Annotated in this window: 17 protein-coding genes; 9 read left to right on the forward strand and 8 right to left on the reverse strand. The window is 39.5% G+C overall.

Annotated elements, in window-relative coordinates; all coding sequences use genetic code 11:
- Positions 1-249: 249 nt before the first annotated feature.
- The 7 genes from J8L73_RS05075 to ampD form a co-directional block, all read right to left on the reverse strand.
- Entirely contained in the window at positions 250-939 is a 690-nt protein-coding gene (locus J8L73_RS05075; RefSeq protein ID WP_211015195.1) for a tRNA-uridine aminocarboxypropyltransferase, read from the reverse strand.
- Positions 940-1064: 125 nt separating this feature from the next.
- On the reverse strand, positions 1065-2492 hold the full coding sequence (gene lpdA / locus J8L73_RS05080; protein WP_104643358.1) for a dihydrolipoyl dehydrogenase: 1428 nt from the start codon (positions 2490-2492) through the stop codon (positions 1065-1067).
- A 175-nt stretch (positions 2493-2667) separates the two neighbouring features.
- Positions 2668-4572: a pyruvate dehydrogenase complex dihydrolipoyllysine-residue acetyltransferase gene (gene aceF, locus J8L73_RS05085; protein WP_211015198.1), complete on the reverse strand. Its 1905-nt coding sequence runs from the start codon at positions 4570-4572 to the stop codon at positions 2668-2670.
- Positions 4573-4582: 10 nt separating this feature from the next.
- A complete protein-coding gene (aceE, locus tag J8L73_RS05090) occupies positions 4583-7249 on the reverse strand; it encodes a pyruvate dehydrogenase (acetyl-transferring), homodimeric type (RefSeq protein WP_211015200.1) in 2667 nt (888 codons plus the stop codon).
- Between the two features lie 90 nt (positions 7250-7339).
- On the reverse strand, positions 7340-8089 hold the full coding sequence (pdhR, locus tag J8L73_RS05095; RefSeq protein ID WP_089348719.1) for a pyruvate dehydrogenase complex transcriptional repressor PdhR: 750 nt from the start codon (positions 8087-8089) through the stop codon (positions 7340-7342).
- 382 nt (positions 8090-8471) lie between these two features.
- A complete protein-coding gene (ampE, locus tag J8L73_RS05100) occupies positions 8472-9323 on the reverse strand; it encodes a beta-lactamase regulator AmpE (protein WP_211015202.1) in 852 nt (283 codons plus the stop codon).
- 13 nt (positions 9324-9336) lie between these two features.
- The gene (gene ampD, locus J8L73_RS05105) at positions 9337-9891 is read right to left on the reverse strand and encodes a 1,6-anhydro-N-acetylmuramyl-L-alanine amidase AmpD (RefSeq protein WP_210998810.1); all 555 of its coding nucleotides are present in this window, start codon (positions 9889-9891) and stop codon (positions 9337-9339) included.
- Between the two features lie 234 nt (positions 9892-10125).
- On the opposite strand from ampD, the gene nadC reads away from it, so the two are divergent.
- From nadC to yacG, 7 genes are all read left to right on the forward strand, one after another.
- Positions 10126-10971 carry a carboxylating nicotinate-nucleotide diphosphorylase gene (gene nadC, locus J8L73_RS05110; RefSeq protein ID WP_211015203.1) on the forward strand — a complete coding sequence of 282 codons (846 nt, stop codon included), beginning with the start codon at positions 10126-10128 and terminating at the stop codon, positions 10969-10971.
- 497 nt (positions 10972-11468) lie between these two features.
- Positions 11469-11921, forward strand: a complete 453-nt coding sequence (locus tag J8L73_RS05115) for a pilin (RefSeq protein WP_282098619.1) — start codon at positions 11469-11471, stop codon at positions 11919-11921.
- Positions 11922-11999: 78 nt separating this feature from the next.
- On the forward strand, positions 12000-13226 hold the full coding sequence (locus J8L73_RS05120) for a type II secretion system F family protein (protein WP_211015205.1): 1227 nt from the start codon (positions 12000-12002) through the stop codon (positions 13224-13226).
- Between the two features lie 119 nt (positions 13227-13345).
- Positions 13346-14239, forward strand: coding sequence for an A24 family peptidase (locus tag J8L73_RS05125; protein WP_211015207.1), 894 nt, complete (start codon positions 13346-13348; stop codon positions 14237-14239).
- Position 14240: 1 nt separating this feature from the next.
- Positions 14241-14882 carry a dephospho-CoA kinase gene (coaE, locus tag J8L73_RS05130; RefSeq protein WP_211015209.1) on the forward strand — a complete coding sequence of 214 codons (642 nt, stop codon included), beginning with the start codon at positions 14241-14243 and terminating at the stop codon, positions 14880-14882.
- Between the two features lie 126 nt (positions 14883-15008).
- Positions 15009-16685 carry a type IV-A pilus assembly ATPase PilB gene (gene pilB / locus J8L73_RS05135; protein ID WP_211015211.1) on the forward strand — a complete coding sequence of 559 codons (1677 nt, stop codon included), beginning with the start codon at positions 15009-15011 and terminating at the stop codon, positions 16683-16685.
- Positions 16686-16743: 58 nt separating this feature from the next.
- Positions 16744-16974 carry a DNA gyrase inhibitor YacG gene (gene yacG, locus J8L73_RS05140; RefSeq protein ID WP_211015213.1) on the forward strand — a complete coding sequence of 77 codons (231 nt, stop codon included), beginning with the start codon at positions 16744-16746 and terminating at the stop codon, positions 16972-16974.
- Between the two features lie 73 nt (positions 16975-17047).
- Here the strand turns inward: yacG and J8L73_RS05145 are convergent, their stop codons facing one another.
- Positions 17048-17542, reverse strand: a complete 495-nt coding sequence (locus tag J8L73_RS05145) for a Spy/CpxP family protein refolding chaperone (protein WP_211015215.1) — start codon at positions 17540-17542, stop codon at positions 17048-17050.
- Positions 17543-17718: 176 nt separating this feature from the next.
- Here J8L73_RS05145 and J8L73_RS05150 point away from each other — a divergent pair, with 176 nt between their 5' ends.
- Both J8L73_RS05150 and J8L73_RS05155 read left to right on the forward strand, forming a co-directional pair.
- Positions 17719-18411 (forward strand): response regulator transcription factor, encoded by a 693-nt coding sequence (locus J8L73_RS05150; RefSeq protein WP_211015217.1) that lies wholly within the window; start codon positions 17719-17721, stop codon positions 18409-18411.
- Complete coding sequence (locus J8L73_RS05155) at positions 18389-19804, forward strand: ATP-binding protein (protein ID WP_211015219.1); 1416 nt, start codon at positions 18389-18391, stop codon at positions 19802-19804. The genes J8L73_RS05150 and J8L73_RS05155 overlap by 23 nt, the downstream gene beginning before the upstream one ends.
- Position 19805: the final 1 nt, after the last annotated feature.

Consider the following 19805-nt stretch of genomic DNA (forward strand, 5'->3'; position numbering starts at 1 on the left):
AGAGATAGAGCGCGCTTTTCTTTGCCCAAAATTCAGTAATTGTACCAATTCGCTTAATTAAGTGAGCTATTTTGAGGCTGGAAAAACGTGTTGATAGCGAAGCAAAAAATTCGCTATTTAGTTGTTCTCGGCAATTGCTCCTGCATTGCTTTACCTTCTGCATCCATGCAGCCGTAAATGAGAATTTTTTAATGCAGGTAGCGACACGTTTAGCCTCGCAAATTGATTAAGTATTATTGCACATTGGTATTATACTACTGGCCTACCTTTGTTACGCTTGCCTAATAAATATGCATCACGAAACTTAATAAAGTGATTTTCTAATTTGTTAGAGGCTTCAGTCTCTCCCGCAAGAGCAAGCACCATAATGCCAACCTCAGCAGTACCAAGTTGATGCGCATGAGGCGCTACACGTAAGCGATAATCAGATAGTTTATCAGCAGTAACAGACAATACAGGCAAGTTATCTAGATAAGGACTTTTGCGGATCATTTTTTTAGCTTCACGCCATGTACCATCTAAAAAAATAAATAGCGGCTTTTTGCCTTGCACAGTATTAACCTCTGTAACCGCTCTGCCCTGCTCAACATCTTCAGCAGGAAAAACAACCATAGGTTGATATTGCGGATCATTAATTAAAGCTAAAAGCGCAGGAGCGGGATCTGTTCTATCCCATCTAAATGCGTGGTTATCTGGTATTATCTCAGCAATTAAACGCCCAGTATTTGAAGGCTTAAAGCTTTCATTATGATACATCAATAAACACACAGCAGCGTCGCACTCTGCTTGCTCTGCATCATTACAAATACAGTAATGCTTGGCTATTAAACATTGCTCACAACGGTTCATTTTACCGCCGCGGGCATTAAACTCACGACGTGATTCGCTAATTTGCTGAGCACGCAATGCCAGTACGGAGTTTTTAAAAGAGTTGGCCACAGTGATTAATTACCTTAAACTTGATCGGCGCGTATTGTAGCGCATTGCAAAGTGTAAACCCACGTCCGCAAAATAAAAAACCCAGCTAAGGCTGGGTTTTTATAAAACTAAATTAAAAAGTTAAATTACTTTTTCTTTTTAACTGCTTTTTTGTTTGGTAAATCAGTGATCGAACCTTCAAAAATTTCAGCTGCAAGGCCAATAGACTCGTTCAATGTTGGGTGAGCATGAATAGTAAGTGCTAAATCTTCACCGTCTGCGCCCATTTCAACTGCTAAGCCGATTTCGCCAAGCATTTCGCCTGCGTTAATACCCACCATAGCACCACCGATTACACGGCCACTGTCTTTATCAAAGATAAGCTTAGTAGAACCTTCAGTACGAGCAGATGCAATTGCGCGACCTGATGCTGCCCACGGGAATACCGCAGTTTCAATGCTTAAGCCTTGCTCTTTTGCTTCTTTCTCAGTAACACCTACCCACGCGATTTCTGGGTCAGTGTAAGCAATTGAAGGAATACATTTAGGATCGAAGAAATGCTTCTGACCAGAAATAACTTCAGCAGCAACATGACCTTCATGAACCGCTTTATGCGCAAGCATAGGTTGGCCAACTAAGTCACCAATTGCAAAAATATGGTCTACGTTTGTTTTAAGTTGCTTATCAACATTAATAAAGCCACGTTCATCAACATTAACACCTGCTTTGTCAGCATCAAGCAAGTTACCGTTAGGCGTACGGCCTACTGCAACAAGTACTTTGTCGTAACGTACTGGTTCAGCTGGTGCGTTTTTGCCTTCAAAAGTAACGTATAAGCCATCATCTTTCGCTTCAACGCCAACAACTTTAGTTGAAAGCATAACATTGAATTTTTTGCTTACGTATTTTTGGTAAATCTTGATGATATCTTTATCAGCAGCCGGAACTAACTGATCTGCAAACTCAACAACATCAATGTCAGAACCCAATGCGCGGTATACAGTACCCATTTCAAGACCGATGATACCACCACCTAAAACAAGTAGTTTCTCTGGAATGTCTTTAAGCTCTAATGCACCCGTTGAATCAATTACACGCTCATCTTCTGGGATGAACGGTAAGCTTACAGGTTTAGAACCCGCAGCAATAATCGCGTTATCAAATGTAATAGTTGTTGTGCCGTCAGCACCTTCAACGTCTAAAGTGTTGCTGCCAGTAAACTTGCCGTAACCTGGTACAACTTTAACTTTACGCATCTTAGCCATGCCGTCTAAGCCACCAGTAAGCTGGCCAACAACCGACTCTTTCCAAGAGCGAATTTTGTCTAAATCAATTTGCGGAGCGCCAAAAGTAACACCGTGAGATGACATTTCTGCAGCGTCATCAATCACTTTAGCCACGTGTAAAAGTGCTTTTGAAGGAATACAACCAACATTAAGACATACGCCGCCTAATGTTTCACGCGATTCTACCAATGTAACTTCTAAGCCCAAGTCAGCAGCACGGAAAGCCGCAGAGTAACCACCAGGACCACCGCCTAGTACAACAACTTGAGTTTTTAATTCGTTGCTCATGCTATTACCTTAATTGTTTGAACGGGACACTGCCCTAAAATTTAACTGCCATGTTTCTGCATGGGCAGAAAATCAGAGCAATTCACAAATAGTGCAAAGATTGTATCATTGCATATAGTAAAAATCCCAGCTAAAAACAACTGGCTGGGATTTGATTTTGTTCATATTGTAGCGATTACATCACTAATTGACGAATATCACTCATGTAGCTAGCAAGCGTTGCTGTAAAGCGTGCTGCTAGGGCACCGTCAATCACACGGTGATCGTACGACATAGACAGCGGAACCATTAGTTTTGGTTCAAAGTCTTTACCATTCCATTTAGGTTTCATTTCAGATTTAGATACACCTAAAATAGCAACCTCTGGTGCATTAACAATCGGCGTAAATGCCGTACCGCCAATACCGCCTAAGCTTGAAATAGTAAAACAGCCACCTTGCATATCAGACGACGTTAATTTACCTTCACGCGCCTTTTTAGAAATATCCATTAGCTCGCGAGATAGTTCCATAATGCCTTTTTTGTCCACATCTTTAAATACAGGAACAACTAAGCCATTAGGTGTATCTACCGCAACACCAATGTTAATGTATTTCTTAAGAATCAAGCTTTCGCCATCCTCAGACAGTGACGAGTTAAATGTTGGGAATTCAGCAAGTACTTTTGCCGCTGCTTTCATCACAAACACAAGTGGTGTGATTTTAACACCCAGCTTTTTCTTCTCGCTAAGTACATTTTGCTCTTTACGGAATACTTCAAGGCTTGTGATATCAGCTTCGTCAAACTGTGTAACATGTGGGATTTGTACCCAGTTACGGTGTAAGTTTTTACCTGATAGCTTTTGAATGCGTGATAGTTTTTTCTCTTCAATTTCGCCAAATTTAGCAAAATCTACTTTTGGCCAAGGAATTAAACCAAGTTCACCACCGCCCGCATTACCTTTACCAGCTGGTAATTGGCCTGACTCAACTTGCTTAACTAAGTTTTTAACGTAGTTTTGCACGTCTTCTTTAACTACGCGGTTTTTACGACCCGAGCCTTTAACGTTTGCTAAGTTAATACCAAACTCACGCGCTAAACGGCGAACAACAGGTGATGCATGTGCATACGCGCTGTTATTTTCAAAGCTTTCATTGCTTGCTTTCTCAGCTTTAGGAGCTGGCGCAGACTCTGCTTTTGCAGGTGCGGCAGCTGGCTTTTGCTCAGCAGGTGCTGAAGCCTGTACAGGAGCACTACCCGCCACTTCAAATACAAACACAAGTGAGCCAGTTTTAACTTTGTCGCCAGTGGTTACTTTAATCTCTTTAACAGTGCCTGCAAACGGCGCTGGTACTTCCATTGCCGCTTTGTCGCCTTCAACGTTTAAGATAGATTGCTCTTCTTCAACTGTATCGCCAACAGCAACCATAATTTCAGTTACTTCAACTTCATCATCGCCAATATCAGGCACGTTTACTTCTTTTGTGCTTGGCTGTGTGCTTTGAGCAGCTTCTGCTGGTGCAGATTCTTGCTTAGGTGCATCTGATGCAGGAGCACTTGAACCGGCAACTTCAAAAACAAACACTAAAGAGCCTGTTTTTACTTTGTCGCCTTCGGTTACTTTAATTTCTTTTACAGTACCGGCAAAAGGTGCTGGTACTTCCATAGATGCTTTATCGCCTTCAACACTTAAAATTGACTGCTCTTCATCTACGCTGTCACCAACGGCAACCATGATTTCTGTTACTTCAACTTCGTCGTCACCAATATCTGGTACGGTTACTTCTTTAGTTGAAGAACCTGAAGCTTCTGCTGGTGCAGATGCTTCAGTTTTAGCTGGCGCTTCTGGCTCACTTTGTGAACCTGACTCTTCGCCTTCAAAAATCATGATTAACGAACCGGTAGTAACCGTGTCGCCTTCATTTACTTTAATTTCTTTGACTGTACCTGCTTGCGCAGCAGGTACTTCCATTGATGCTTTGTCGCCTTCAACGGTTAGTAGCGATTGGTCAACATCTACTTTGTCGCCAACGCTTACTAGGATCTCGGTTACTTCTACGTCATCGCCACCGATATCTGGTACTTTAATTTCAATACTCATTGCAAACCTCTTATGCGTACAGTGGATTTAGTTTGTTTGTGTCAATGTCGAACTTTTTAATTGCTTCAACAACCACTGACTTTTCAACATCACCGCGTTTAGCAAGTTCAGATAACGTAGCAACAACCACGTAGCTTGCATTAACTTCAAAGTGACGACGTAAGTTTTCACGGCTATCAGAACGTCCGTAACCATCTGTACCAAGCACTTTATAGTTGCTGCTTGGAATAAATGAACGCGCTTGCTCTGCGTAGTTTTTCATGTAGTCGGTAGCGGCAACAGTTACTGAATCGTTTAATACGCTCGTAATGTACGGTGTTTTTTGATCGCTTTCAGGATTAAGCATGTTAAAACGCTCAACGTCTTGGCCATCACGTGTAAGCTCATTGAATGAGGTTACTGAGTAAACATCTGAGGCAATGCCGTAATCTTCACTTAAAATGGCTGCCGCTTTACGTACTTCAGTCATGATAGTACCTGAGCTTAATAGCTGTACGTTGGCTTTTTTACCTTCGTAACTTTCAAGCTTGTAAATACCTTTACGAATACCTTCTTCAGCGCCTTCTGGCATAGCTGGCTGATGGTAGTTTTCGTTCATAAGCGTTAGGTAGTAGTAAATATTTTCTTGGTTTTCACCGTACATACGACGAATACCATCTTGAATAATTACCGCTACTTCAAATGCGTACGTTGGGTCGTAAGAAATACAGTTAGGAACCGTATTTGCAAGAATGTGGCTGTGACCATCTTCGTGCTGTAAACCTTCACCATTTAGCGTAGTACGACCTGCCGTTGCACCTAATAAGAAACCACGTGCTTGTTGATCCCCTGCCATCCATGCCATGTCGCCAACACGTTGGAAACCAAACATAGAGTAGTAAATGTAGAATGGGATCATAGGTAAATCGTTTGTGCTGTAAGATGTTGCAGCAGCTACCCATGACGACATTGCACCTAGCTCGTTAATACCTTCTTGAAGTACTTGGCCTGATGTTGCTTCTTTGTAGTAAGAAACAATATCACGATCTTGAGGGGTGTAGTTTTGGCCATGTGGATTGTAAATACCGATTTGACGGAATAAACCTTCCATACCAAATGTACGTGCTTCATCGGCAATAATTGGCACAATGTTTTTACCAATGCCTTTGTCTTTTAGTAACACATTAAGTGCACGTACAAAGCCCATAGTGGTAGAAATATCACGTTTTTGTTCTTCAAGTAGCGGTTTGAATGCGTCTACTTCTGGTAGCTTAAGCTCTTCAGTAAATTTAGGAATACGAGTAGGTGTGTAACCTTTAAGTGCATCACGGCGCGCGTGTAAGTACTTGTATTCTTCAGAGCCTTCTTCAAGTGTTAAGTATGGAAGATCTTTAATTTGCTCTTCAGATACTAAATCTTGTAGGCCTAAACGATCACGTAAGTGTTCAACATGGCTCATGTCCATTTTCTTCACTTGGTGCGCGATGTTTTTACCTTCAGCTGCTTCACCCATGCCGTAACCTTTTACAGTTTTAGCAAGAATTACAGTAGGACGGTCGTTTGTTTGCTCAGCCTTTTTAAATGCAGCATAAAGTTTAGATGGCTCATGACCACCACGCTTAAGCGCAAAAATTTCGTCATCCGTCATATCTGCAACAAGTGCAGCTGTTTCTGGGTAACGACCAAAGAAGTGCTCACGTACGTACGCGCCATCTTTTGCTTTATATGTTTGGTAATCACCATCAATTGTTTCGTTCATCAATTGTAGTAATTTACCTGTTGTATCTTTAGCAAGCAGGATATCCCAACCACTGCCCCATACAACTTTAATGACGTTCCAACCAGCGCCTTTAAATAAGCCTTCTAGTTCTTGAATAATTTTACCGTTACCCATAACTGGGCCATCTAAACGCTGTAAGTTACAGTTAATTAGGTAACAAAGGTTGTCTAGTTTTTCACGTGCAGCAAATGAGATTGCGCCACGTGATTCTGGCTCATCCATTTCACCATCACCTAAGAACGCATATACACGTTGGTTTTTAGTGTCTTTTAAGCCACGGCCATCTAAGTATTTTAAAAAGCGTGCTTGGTAAATAGATGCAATTGGACCTAAGCCCATAGATACCGTTGGGAACTGCCAAAATTCAGGCATTAATTTAGGATGAGGGTATGATGGTAAACCTTTGCCATCGACTTCTTGGCGGAAGTTATCAAGCTGGTCTGCACTTAAGCGCCCTTCAACAAATGCACGCGCATAAATACCCGGAGAAATATGACCTTGGTAGTAAACTAAGTCACCGCCGTCTACGTCATTTGGCGCTTTAAAAAAGTGGTTAAAACACACTTCGTAAAAAGCAGCTGATGATTGGTAAGACGCCATATGGCCGCCTAAGTCGAGATCTTTTTTCGATGCACGCAATACAATCATGATTGCATTCCAACGAATAATCGAACGAATTCGACGCTCAAGGTTTACATCCCCTGGGTAAGCCGGTTCTTGATCTACTGGAATAGTATTAACGTAGTTAGTTGTTGTGCCAGTTGGCATATCAACGCCGTCTAAACGGGCTTGCTCTAACACTTGCTCAAGTAAAAACTGAGCTCGTTCAACACCTTCTTCGCGCACAACTGATTCAAGAGCTTGTAACCACTCTTGTGTTTCTAGCGCGTCTACGTCAATTTTATTGACTTCAGACATATGGAGGTTTCCTTATGTTTAAAATACGAATGTTGTTAATTTAATACCACGTATACTTAATTTTGTGTGTTCTAAGTACAGCGTATTAGCTTAATTTTGTTTTGTGCGTCTTAAACTACGTTCAATTCGCGAATGTTCTTTACCCGCTTCAAGTAATGCTTCTTCAATAAATGCTAAATGGGCATTACTTGCTAAACGGGCTTGTTCTGGGTTGCCATCAATTACGGCATCCATTAATAAACGCCTGTGCTGTGCTAACTGATTGCTTATATCTGGTTTTTTTAATAAAACCGTTAAATTTTGCAATACATTTTGCTCAAGAAGCGCTTGCATGCCTCGCACTAAGTGAAGTAAAACCACGTTATGTGAGGCTTCGGCAACACTAAAGTGAAATGCATTAATTGCTTTGGCTTTTAGCTGTAAATCGTTATTCACTTGAGCAATTTTATCAAAGCTTTGTTTAACTTTGGTAAAATCAGTACTAGTACCACGAAGCGCAGCGTAATAAGCCGCGATCCCTTCAAGCGCATGACGAAATTCAAGTAAATCAAATTGTGATTCAGGATGCTTACTGATCAAATCGAATAGCGGATCGGTAAGGCCTTCTTCAAGCTGATTTTTTACAAATGTGCCCCCGCCTTGCCTACGTGTTACCAACCCTTTAGCTTCTAACTTTTGGATTGCTTCACGCAATGAAGGACGAGAAACCTCAAACTGTTTGGCTAATTCACGCTCTGGCGGCAGTTTTTCACCTGGCGCTAAAGAGCCTTCAAGAATCATGTTCTCGAGTTGCTGTAAAATAACATCAGATAATTTTGCTGCTTTAATCTTTAAAGACATTAATCAACGTCCACGTTGTATAAATACTAAAAAGCCTGATTTTTAAGGCCTAGAGCTTGACCACTTGCCCAAAAGGTAAATTGGTCATACCAAAAATTTTCAATACGGTATCAAAAAGGTAAATAGCTGTCAATTTACTGGTTATTTGAGCAATCAGCGTAGCGTAACGCATTTTGAACGAAGTTCAAATAATACGCTAGTTAGGTAAATTAACCTAAACGTTAACAAGATGAAAACAAATGGTCTGACCAGAGTGATTTAGAATAATAGCTCTAGTTGAATTAGTTGAAAAAATTAATAGCCAAAGAGTTTGCACGCACAAAAAACGCCCTACAATATATAGAGCGTTAATGAGTAAATAGAAATAAGTGAAAGTTTAAGCTTAAGAAAGCCCGCCAAATAAAGTAAGCAGCGCAATTAATACTAAATAAAATAAAACATTGCGTTTGACTAACTTAATCATACAGGTTGCCTCATAAGTGCAGCCGTAATAACGTTTTTCCACTTGCTCGGCGGCAAGTGCAGTACATGTAACTACTTTTCGGTTTGATGATTTAAAATCAAGCGCGTAATGCATCCAGCAACTTGTTCCCTTATTAAAGTTGCCTATTACTAAATAACCAAAACTTGCAACGCGCGCAGGTAACCAATCTAGCCAAAATAGGAGTTGATGAATAAGCTTAAAGCGCTTAGCAAACGCTACTTTATGGTTTTCTGCTACTAAGTCAGCAAAGGTACGCACTGTTGCATAAAGTACGGCCCCAGGTGCGCCAAGCACAACAAACCAAAAAATAACAGCACAGTAAAATCTAAAGTTTACCCACGCCAAGGTTTGCCCAAAGGTTTCGCCGCCTTCTTCACCCTTTAGATGCTTTTGACCCATTTGTAATGCATATAAAGAGGCCGCAGTTTGATCATCACGCGTTAACGCATTTAAATACGATTTATATAAAGCCCGCTGCTTAGCACACCCAAAACAAACTAAAAGCACAACAATGTTTACTACTAGCTGCCAAAGTACAAAATCAGAGAACGTATAAACGACTGCAATGGCTATAACAGGTAAAAAAAGCCAGATTAAAAAACCTATAGCGCTACTAAATAAGCCTTTATTCGCCAGTAATTTAGTAGAGCGATTTAAATAACCATCAGCGTAGTAGCTTATTTGCCAATAATGTGAGCGAGCCCCCAAACGCTCAAGAATTAGTGCAATTATTATAGAAACCAAAATCATGATAGCGACTCACTTAAATAACTTGTTCTAACCTACTAATATAAGCAGGCCAATTAAAACTATCACCAGGGTCTGTTTTTCGACCTGGTGCTATATCGCAATGCCCAACAATACGCTGCGTATTAATTAAAGGGTAACGCTTTAAAATAGCATTGGTGACATTATGTAAACTAGCATATTGAGCTTGAGTATAAGGTGTGGTGTCGGTGCCCTCAAGCTCAATACCTATACTAAAATTATTACATGCAACTTGCCCAGCAAATTCAGATTGCCCAGCATGCCAAGCCCGCTTATTAAAAGGCACATATTGAATAACCTCTCCTGTGCGCTTAATAAAGCAGTGAGCCGATACACGCAGCCCCTCTAAATCACAAAAACTTGGGTGCGCTTTACAGTCAACTGCCCCCATAAATAACGCATCAACGTAAGGCGTTCCAAACTGACCTGCTGGCAATGAAATATTATGAATCACTAATAACGATATGTCAGCCTCATCGGGGCGTTCATCAAAATGCGAACAAGGGCGCTGTAGCACATTTTCAATCATCCCATTTAAATCTATTTGCATAACATAAATACCAAGATGTACATATTATTGATGCTAAAGGATTTATAAAAAGAATGATAGCCATTAGCCTGATGCAAAACTGTTTTTAACTCTTTGCCTGTGTTTATGCTGGGTTAAAGCTTAGCGCCCTTCTTAATAGAGTCACCTTTTAAGAGTCTAAACCCTAAAGCACTTCTCATAGGTATACAAACATAGTAAAATTTGCTTAATTAATTAACACTTATGAGCCTTCATATGTCTATTTCGCACACGCTTATTACCCAACTTGTCACTCTCGCTTTAGATGAAGATCTAAATTATCAAACTGCGCAAGATGGCGATATAACCGCGCAGCTTATCCCGCAAAACGAACAAGCCAATGCCAAAGTAATTACTCGTGAAGATTGCGTTTTTTGTGGTAAAGACATCATCCTTGAAGTTTTTAAGCAAGTAGACCCAAGCGTTGAGATAAACGTACTTATGAATGATGGCGACTTTGTATCGGCAAATAGTACTTTATTTACTGCCAAGGGGTCGGCTCGTGCAATATTAACAGCCGAACGTACCGCGCTTAACTTTGTGCAAACCTTATCAGGCACAGCCACAACTACCGCGCATTATGTAAAAGAGCTAAGCGGTACAACTACACAATTACTCGATACCCGCAAAACAATACCCGGCCTAAGAACACTTCAAAAATACGCAGTTAAATGCGGCGGCGGTGCAAACCACCGTATAGGCTTGTTTGATGCGTTTTTAATTAAAGAAAACCATATAGCAGCATGCGGCGGAATTAATAAAGCAGTAGCTCAAGCTAAACAAAATCACCCAAATAAACCAGTTGAAGTAGAGGTAGAGTCTCTGCCAGAGCTTAAACAAGCGATTGAAGCTGGCGCCAATATAATTATGCTCGACAACTTTAGCGTAGAACAAATTAAACAAGCTGTTGTTTTAACCAATAAGCGCGCTAAATTAGAAGTTTCAGGCAATATGACCCTAGAAACACTCAAAACTTACTCGCAAGCGGGAGTTGATTTTATATCAAGCGGCGCATTAACAAAAAACTTACAATCAATCGATTTATCAATGCGTTTTGAGTAATTTCGAGAATATGTAAAAAATTAAGATTTCTAATCTATTGACAAGATAAGTAAAAAAACATTAAGCAATCCAAAAGGCTTAATATGTAACACTTTGTTAAATAAAATAGCTTTTGATAAAAAGTAACGTGCTAATTACCAAAATAAAATGATACACTAATTTTGTTGTAGTATTTTATTTTAAAAAACAACCATAAATAACTAGTTGCATAAGCTAACTTAAGCTTTTAAAAAGAATTAAAGCTTAAGCATTAAAACTGCTTGTTTTATGTCTATACTGTTTGTTGCAGTATTTAGCACCTCTTATGTAATGTTTAAATTATTAGTGCTAAACAGAGTGAATTCGGACCTAGCTTTTGTGTTTCATACCCTAGAGCTAAAGTGCAATAAAAACTTATTTTAAGTAAAACTGTAAAGTAAATCCGATAAATTAAGTTTGGTTGTTTTGACCACTTACGTGATTTAACTTGCAAAAACCTACCCCTTAGGAGAGGAAACATGAAAACAATGACTCAAAAACAACAGGGTTTCACCCTAATCGAACTAATGATTGTTGTAGCAATTATCGGTATTCTTGCGGCAGTAGCGCTACCTGCGTATCAAGATTATACGGTTAAAGCTAGAGTTTCAGAGTGTGTAAACCTTGCTAGTTCAGCAAAAACCACTGTAGCAATGAATGCATCCGAAGGTGCTGATTTTAATTCGGGTTTCAATGCCAATACAGCAACCGAAAATTGTGGAGTTGTTGGTGTTGCAGCTGACACTGGTGTTATTACAGTAACTTCAACGACTAAAGCTGGTGCAGTTGCTTTAACGATGACACCAAAATCAGGTACATCGTCATTAACTAAAGGAACACCTCCAGCAGGTGAAATTAACTGGACTTGTTCGATCGATTCTGCAACAAAAAATAAGTACGTACCTAGTTCATGCCATAACTTAACTAATTAAGTCTCTCAAACATAGAATAAAATGAAGGTAGCTATTTGGCTGCCTTTTTTATTACAAAAGCTTTTATAGGATTAGCTTATGGCAAAACAACCAGAAAAAAAAGGACTTGATATCTTTGAGTGGATCGGTGTAAATGTCCGAGGTAAACGCCTTGAGGGCGAAATGACTGGTACTAGTATTGCTTTAGTTAAGGCTCAACTTCGAAAGCAAGGCATTACTCCCTCTAAAGTAAAACGCAAAGCTAAACCCTTATTTGGTGTACACACAAAAAAAATAACCCCTAAAGATATAGCACTAGTCACTCGTCAAATTGCAACCATGCTCACAGCAGGTGTTCCATTAATACAATCAATTGAAATGATTGCTAGTGGCTCAAATAACAAAAGTGTCAGTAAGTTAATGAATGCAATTGGTGGTGATGTAAAAGCAGGGCAGACTCTTTCCTCAGCACTAAGAAAATACCCTCGATACTTTGATGATTTATATTGTGATTTAGTCGAGTCAGGTGAACAATCAGGGGCACTTGATAAAATATTTGACCGTGTTGCCCTATATAAAGAAAAATCTGAAGCGCTTAAATCTAAAATCAAAAAAGCCATGTTTTACCCTATCGCAGTTTTAGTTGTAGCGCTTATAGTTACCTCAATACTTTTAATCTTTGTAGTGCCACAGTTTCAAGATATATTTGCGGGCTTTGGCGCTGAGCTTCCCGCATTTACCTTATTTGTAATTGGTATATCTAACTTTATGCAAGCGTATTGGTGGATGATACTAATCGCTATTGTTGCATTTGGTTATGCATTTAAAGAAGCCAAGCTTAGAAGTTTAAAACTTAGAGATGCGACCGACCGAATCATATTAAAAATGCCAGTAATTGGTATGATTTTAAACAAAGCCGCTGTTGCGCGTTATGCCCGCACACTGTCGACTACTTTTGCTGCTGGTGTACCACTTGTTGATGCACTAAACTCTGCAGCAGGCGCCTCAGGTAATGCTGTTTACCGTTATGCTATTTTAGATATTAAAGCAGAAGTAAGCTCTGGTAATCAAATGAACTGGGCAATGCGCAGCTCTAAAATATTTCCTGATATGGTTATTCAAATGGTGGCTATTGGTGAGGAATCAGGTTCACTAGATGGCATGCTGGCCAAAGTAGCAACGATATATGAACAAGAAGTAGATGATGCAGTGGATGGCCTTTCAAGTTTATTAGAGCCGCTAATTATGGCTGTACTAGGCGTACTCGTTGGTGGCTTAATTGTGGCGATGTACTTGCCTATTTTTCAACTTGGTTCTGTTATTTAATTCCTCCAAGTAAAATAAGCGCAGCGAGGCAGTTAGAGTAGCAAACTGTATAGCACCTATTTGTATCGCGTTTTCTTAGCTGCATCATTAAAAAAGAATTTCTAGTTTTAGGTAAATAAATGCAAAATATTATTGAAGTTATGCAAAGCCAATTGTGGTTTTACTTAACCACCGTTGGCTTAATCAGTTTATGTGTAGGCAGTTTTTTAAATGTGGTTATTTATCGCTTACCACTTATGATGCAACGAGAATGGCAAAGCGAGTGCAGACTACTTTTAGAAGATGAACTAACAGCTAATAAACCTAAGCAAACCCAAACCTACGAGCCTTTTAACTTAGTAAAACCTAACTCTACCTGCCCAAAATGCAAAATGGCTATTAAGCCTTGGCAGAATATACCCATTATTAGTTGGCTTTTGCTAAAAGGTAAATGTGCGAACTGTAGTAACTCAATTTCTGTTCGTTACCCTGCTGTTGAGGCAATTACAGCCATACTAAGCCTAATTATTGCTTATAGCTTTGGTGCTACAGAGCAAGCCCTTTTATATATTTTTATAACCTGGATTTTAGTCGCGCTAACTTTTATTGATATTGACCACATGCTGCTCCCCGATCAGCTCACTCTTCCACTTGTTTGGCTGGCACTTATTGCCGCTGTTGCCGGAATTACAATTACGCCAAGTGATGCAATTATGGGTGCCGCTTTTGGTTATCTAAGCTTATGGAGTGTATTTTGGTTATTTAAGCTATTAACCGGTAAAGAAGGTATGGGTTATGGGGACTTTAAATTACTAGCCGTATTTGGCGCACTTCTTGGTTGGCAATCACTTTTAACCATTATACTGCTTTCAAGCGTAGTAGGCGCCATTATTGGCATTGCTCTTTTGAGTATTCAAGGTAAAGACAAAGCAACGCCCATTCCATTTGGCCCTTATTTAGCCATAGCTGGTTGGATTACACTATTGTGGGGCAGTCAAATTCAAAATATGTATTTTAATTTAATTGGCTATTGATATGGGTGAGCAAACAACTAAAATAAATAACTGGGTGCTAGGCTTAACCGGCGGTATTGGCTGCGGCAAAACAGCCGTTAGCAATATGTTTGAAGAATTAGCGATTACTGTTGTTGATGCCGATATTATTGCGCGTGAAGTAGTAGCCCCCAATAGTACCGGCCTAAATGCGATTATTGCGCACTTTGGTAAAAATATTTTACTACCCAATGGCACATTAAATAGAGCAGCACTACGCACTAAAATATTTACAAATAATGCTGATAAAGAATGGCTAAACGCACTGCTTCACCCACTTATTCGTAAAAAAATATTGGCCGATTTAAATAATGCAACAAGCCCTTATGTTGTATTAGTAGCCCCTTTATTATTTGAAAATAACCTTGATAGATATTGCAACCATACATTACTTATTGATGTACCGACCTCTGTACAAATAGAGCGTACGGCAAAACGCGATAATACAACAATTGAGCAAGTAAAAAGTATTATTGCAGCACAAATGTCTCGTGAAGATAAACAGCAAAAAGCAGATGACATTCTAAATAATGACCGCGATTTAAAGCTCGTTCATGCAGAACTTGTTGTTCTTCATACAAATTACCTACACTATGCTTTAAACAGTAAAACTAAATCCCATTAATAGTGTCATAACTCATATAAACTTACATTTTAGTTAGTAAAATCGCAGCAAAGAACGAAAGATAATGTAATCCCCTTCTTGTTTCTGATAAATTGCTTACTATTGAAGGAATAAAGCAGGTGCGCAATGAATATTAACTCACCGTTATTGAGAAAATTTATTACCCTTGGCCGTATTGATGCCGACACAGTTAAAGCAAAACAAAACGAATTTGCCTCAACAGCTGAGCTTATTTCTAAATGTGGAAAAATTGACAGCTTAGACTTAGCAGAACAATGTATTGATTTGTTTCGCGTACCCTATTTTGATTTAAAAGACTTTGATCCTGCATCTATTCCAGCAGATCTTGTAAAAGAAAAGCTCATCCGCAAACATCATATTTTACCGCTTGTTCAAAAAGGTCGAAAAGTTTACATTGCCGCCTCAGACCCTACCGACTATGGCGCTTTTGAAAACTTTGAATTTAGTACGGGTTTATCGTGTGAAGTGGTCGTGGTTGATTACGTTCAACTCGATAATAAAATAGAGCACTTATTAGATGCTACTGGTAGCTTAAATTTAAGTGATGATGAGTTTAAAGAGTTTGCCGATTTAGATACAGAGGGCCCAAAAGAAACCGCCCCTAAAGATGATGATAAAGACGATGCCCCAATCATTGTTTATATCAATAAAATTTTAATGGACGCCATTAAAAAAGGCGCCTCGGATTTGCACTTTGAACCGTACGAGCACAAATACCGCATTCGCTTTCGTATAGACGGAATTTTGCATGAAGTAGCCAGCCCACCGAATACGCTTTCTACTAAGCTTTCTGCACGTATTAAAGTAATGTCGAGGCTCGATATAGCTGAAAAACGTAAACCGCAAGATGGCCGTATTAAATTAAAAATTACTGAACGCAAAAGTATCGATTTTCGTGTAAGCACGATGCCGACCCTTTGGGGTGAAAAAATAGTAATGCGTATATTAGATTCATCAAGCGCTATGCTAGGCATTGATGTACTCGGCTATGAAGAAGAGCAGAAAAAGCTCTACATGGATGCCCTCGCTCAGCCACAAGGCATGATCTTAGTTACCGGCCCTACCGGCTCTGGTAAAACGGTATCACTTTATACAGGCTTAAATATTTTAAATCAGCCAGAGCGAAATATTAGTACCGCAGAAGATCCGGTAGAAATAAACCTTGAAGGGGTTAACCAAGTACAAATAAACCCTAAAGCCGAGATGACTTTTGCAAACGCCCTGCGTGCATTTTTACGTCAAGATCCAGATGTAGTAATGGTAGGTGAAATACGTGACCTTGAAACCGCTGAAATATCAATTAAGGCTGCGCAAACGGGTCACTTAGTGTTATCTACATTGCATACAAACTCTGCACCCGAAACCATTACTCGTTTATTAAATATGGGCGTGCCAGCTTACAACGTAGCAAGCTCTATTAGCTTAATTATAGCCCAGCGATTAGCACGTAGGTTATGCCCTAAGTGTAAAACGCCAGAGCAACTACCTAGCGAAGAGCTGTCTCGCCAAGGTTTTACTGCTGAGCAAATTGAAGATATGACACTCTACGCTCCTAAAGGTTGTGATAGTTGTACCGATGGTTATAAAGGCCGCGTAGGTATTTACGAAGTAATGCAAATTACCCCAGAAATAGCACAAATTATCATGCGTGGTGGTAACTCACTAGAAATAGCAGAGGTATCTCTTAAAGCTGGGTTTAATAATTTACGCCTGTCGGGTTTACGAAAAGCCGCTGATGGTTTAACGTCTCTGGCTGAAATAAATCGCGTAACTAATATGTAAGTGTATAGCTCTAATGATTCCCTTTAGCGCTATAAGCAAAAAATTTAGAGAGTAAAGTATGCCAACTATTGTTAACTGTCCTACGTGTAAAAACAAAGTTGAATGGTCTGAGCAAAGCCCACACCGCCCTTTTTGTTCAAAGCGCTGCCAGCTTATTGATTTAGGTGAATGGTCGTTTGAGAATAACAGAATTTCTGCACCAACCACTTCGGCTGAGCAATTTAGTCAAGACATGATTGAAGATATTGAAGCCATGATGGCCAAAAATGAAGACGAATTTTTTAAATAAGCTTAAGTGATTATACTAATAGAAAAAGCCAGCATTAAGCTGGCTTTTTAGTATTTAATCTATAATTAAACGATTAGTCTTTTTGCTTACGCTGCTTTTTTTTGCCCATGCGTTTTTGCATTTTTTTGAACTTCTCTTGTTGCTCTGCATTAAGTACTTGCAGTACTTGGTGCTGAGTTTTAAGTTTTATTAACCCAAACTCTACGCCTTTTTCATGACGTTCATTTAATATTTCTTTTGCTGCATTTTCATCAAATGTTGCAGCCGAAAGTAATGCATCCATTTTTGCTTTATGCGCTTCACGCTCGGCTTTACGTGCTTCTTTATCATCGCCTTTTAACGCTTTCATTTGCGTTTTTTGCGCTTCAAAAATAGTTTTAAGCTTCGTTTGCTGCTCATCTGTTAAATTCAATTTATCGGCTGCGCGCTCAGAAAGTAAAAAACGAGCTTGAGAGTGACCTTGCTTTTTATGCATATCACCTTTAGCTAATACGCTACCAGCGCCAAGAGTGGCTGTTGCTAGGCCGCAAATAAGTACTAATTTTGAAAGTGTATTTACTTTAGTCATAATCATCACCTTAATATTGGATGGATTTAATTTGGTTGTGACTGCTAAGCCAGTGAGTTAACTATACATAACTCAACGCAAAGTAACGCAAAGCAGTGTAAAGGTTGTGTAAAGATTCACTTTTGCACAATTTAAGACGTAAAATAACAATATAGAGAATTGCCTAAGGGTTTGAAATGAAACTATTAATGATTGATGACGACACTGGCCTTTGTGAGCTTTTAAGTGAGTACTTAACTGCACAAGGCTTTGAAATTCAAAGCGTACACGACGGTGCTCAGGGTCTAAAGTTAGCGCAAACAAACGACTACGCACTTATATTGTTAGATGTAATGCTACCTACGCTTGATGGTTTTGAAGTACTTAAACAACTTAGACAAACAAAACTCACACCGGTCATAATGCTTACCGCTAAAGGTGAGGACTTCGACCGTATTTTTGGCTTAGAGCTTGGCGCCGACGATTATATACCTAAACCTTTTAATCACCGTGAGCTGCTAGCCCGCGTTAAAGCAATAACTCGCCGTATAGAGCACATTAATAGCTTAAGCGCACCTACTACTAATAATAAGCTGCTTGTTAATGGGATTACAGTAAACCTTGCTGCGCGCGAAGCTTCAATTAATAACTCCACACTTACGCTTACGGGCACTGAGTACGAAATTTTAGCTTTGCTATGTAAAAATGCGGGCGAAGTGGTGAGTAAAGAGCAAATAAGTGAGGAAGTTTTAGGTAGGCGCTTAGCCTCATTTGATCGCTCTATAGATATGCATGTAAGTAATATACGTAAAAAAATAGCAGAGCATATACAAGCCGAGCGAATTAAGACCATGCGAGGTACGGGCTATGTCTTTATTCAAGGCGAATAATAGTATGTACTTTAGTGGGCTCAAGCACCCTAAACATTACTTATTTTTTAAAATATTTTTTTGGTTTTGGCTAACCATTATTGGCACGGTAGCGGCACTTGTATTTTTAAGTAACATAACCGCTATTAATGCAGTAACCAACGAGCCCTTATCTGGCCCGATGAAAAAGAACCTTATATACACGGCCAAAAATATAGAACGCTCTGTAATAAAGCACAAACGTAGTTTAGACGATGTTTTAGTGCATCCAAGACTCACAAAGCGAAAGCTTTTATATTTAAGTGCCGCACAAGGCGAGGATGCTCATAGCAACAAAGAAGTCCCCGATAATATTGACCTGAGTTTATTAAACTTTACTCAAAATATGTCTCCGCAAATAATTTTCACAGAAAAATACCAAGCTTTTGGGCCAGTAAATATAAATATTCCACAAGGAAGCTTTTATCTATACGAAATAGATATAAATCATCAACCGCCGCTATTATTACGTTTTAAACTAATGCCTAATTGGATAAAAATATTTATCGCAATTGCTGCATCACTTGTGTTGAGCTTTGTATTTAGCCGTAACTTAATTGCTCCTATTAACAGCCTCAAAAAAGCAGCTATTAAGTTATCTGCTGGCGACTTAACAGCCAGAGCCGATATTCCAGCAAGTCGAAACGATGAGCTAGGAATACTTGGGCGCGATTTTAACAGTATGGCTAATCAGTTGGAGCTACTGATTAGCTCACAAAAGCGTTTACTTGCGGATATATCGCATGAACTTCGCTCACCTCTAACACGCCTAAAAATGGCTACAGGGCTTGCACAAATGCAAGCTAACGAACCTAGCCAATCATATTTATTACGTATAGAAAAAGAAGCAAACCAACTTGATAAAATGATAGCCGATGTATTACAGGTCTCTCGTTTAGAGGCTAAAAGCCAAGCGCTTTCGCTGCAAAAGCAGTCTTTACAAGTTATTGTCGATCACGTAATTAATGATGCTCAATTTGAAGCTAAACAAAATAATAAACAGCTAAAAGTTACGGGTAGTGTGGCTGTAAATATTAATTGCGATGAGGCACTAATAGCCAGCGCGCTTGAAAACTTACTTCGTAATGCAATTAAATATGCTCAACACACCATTAGCATAACTCTAAAGCATTCAAATGCCATTTATATAGAAATATGTGACGATGGGTCAGGTGTACCTAATGAGCAGCTAAGTAAGCTTTGTGAACCGTTTTTTAGACAATCAGATGCTCGCGACCGCGTAAGTGGGGGGACTGGCTTAGGGCTTGCTATTGCTAAAAATGCCATTACCGCGCATGGCGGAAATTTAGTCTTATCGAATAAAGAACAAGGTGGCTTGTGTGCTAATATAACCTTGCCATTAATCAAAGAGTAAA

This window comes from Pseudoalteromonas sp. MMG006 (assembly GCF_018101025.1).
GTDB lineage: Bacteria > Pseudomonadota > Gammaproteobacteria > Enterobacterales > Alteromonadaceae > Pseudoalteromonas.

Coding starts and splice junctions, on each gene's coding strand:
- lpdA (WP_104643358.1), bottom strand. CDS start 2,492: ATGAGCAACGAATTAAAAACTCAAGTTGTTGTACTAGGCGGTGGTCCT.
- J8L73_RS05145 (WP_211015215.1), bottom strand. CDS start 17,542: ATGACTAAAGTAAATACACTTTCAAAATTAGTACTTATTTGCGGCCTA.
- J8L73_RS05150 (WP_211015217.1), top strand. CDS start 17,719: ATGAAACTATTAATGATTGATGACGACACTGGCCTTTGTGAGCTTTTA.
- pilB (WP_211015211.1), top strand. CDS start 15,009: ATGAATATTAACTCACCGTTATTGAGAAAATTTATTACCCTTGGCCGT.
- yacG (WP_211015213.1), top strand. CDS start 16,744: ATGCCAACTATTGTTAACTGTCCTACGTGTAAAAACAAAGTTGAATGG.
- J8L73_RS05120 (WP_211015205.1), top strand. CDS start 12,000: ATGGCAAAACAACCAGAAAAAAAAGGACTTGATATCTTTGAGTGGATC.
- pdhR (WP_089348719.1), bottom strand. CDS start 8,089: ATGTCTTTAAAGATTAAAGCAGCAAAATTATCTGATGTTATTTTACAG.
- nadC (WP_211015203.1), top strand. CDS start 10,126: ATGTCTATTTCGCACACGCTTATTACCCAACTTGTCACTCTCGCTTTA.
- J8L73_RS05155 (WP_211015219.1), top strand. CDS start 18,389: ATGTCTTTATTCAAGGCGAATAATAGTATGTACTTTAGTGGGCTCAAG.
- ampD (WP_210998810.1), bottom strand. CDS start 9,891: ATGCAAATAGATTTAAATGGGATGATTGAAAATGTGCTACAGCGCCCT.
- aceF (WP_211015198.1), bottom strand. CDS start 4,572: ATGAGTATTGAAATTAAAGTACCAGATATCGGTGGCGATGACGTAGAA.
- aceE (WP_211015200.1), bottom strand. CDS start 7,249: ATGTCTGAAGTCAATAAAATTGACGTAGACGCGCTAGAAACACAAGAG.
- J8L73_RS05115 (WP_282098619.1), top strand. CDS start 11,469: ATGAAAACAATGACTCAAAAACAACAGGGTTTCACCCTAATCGAACTA.
- ampE (WP_211015202.1), bottom strand. CDS start 9,323: ATGATTTTGGTTTCTATAATAATTGCACTAATTCTTGAGCGTTTGGGG.
- J8L73_RS05125 (WP_211015207.1), top strand. CDS start 13,346: ATGCAAAATATTATTGAAGTTATGCAAAGCCAATTGTGGTTTTACTTA.
- coaE (WP_211015209.1), top strand. CDS start 14,241: ATGGGTGAGCAAACAACTAAAATAAATAACTGGGTGCTAGGCTTAACC.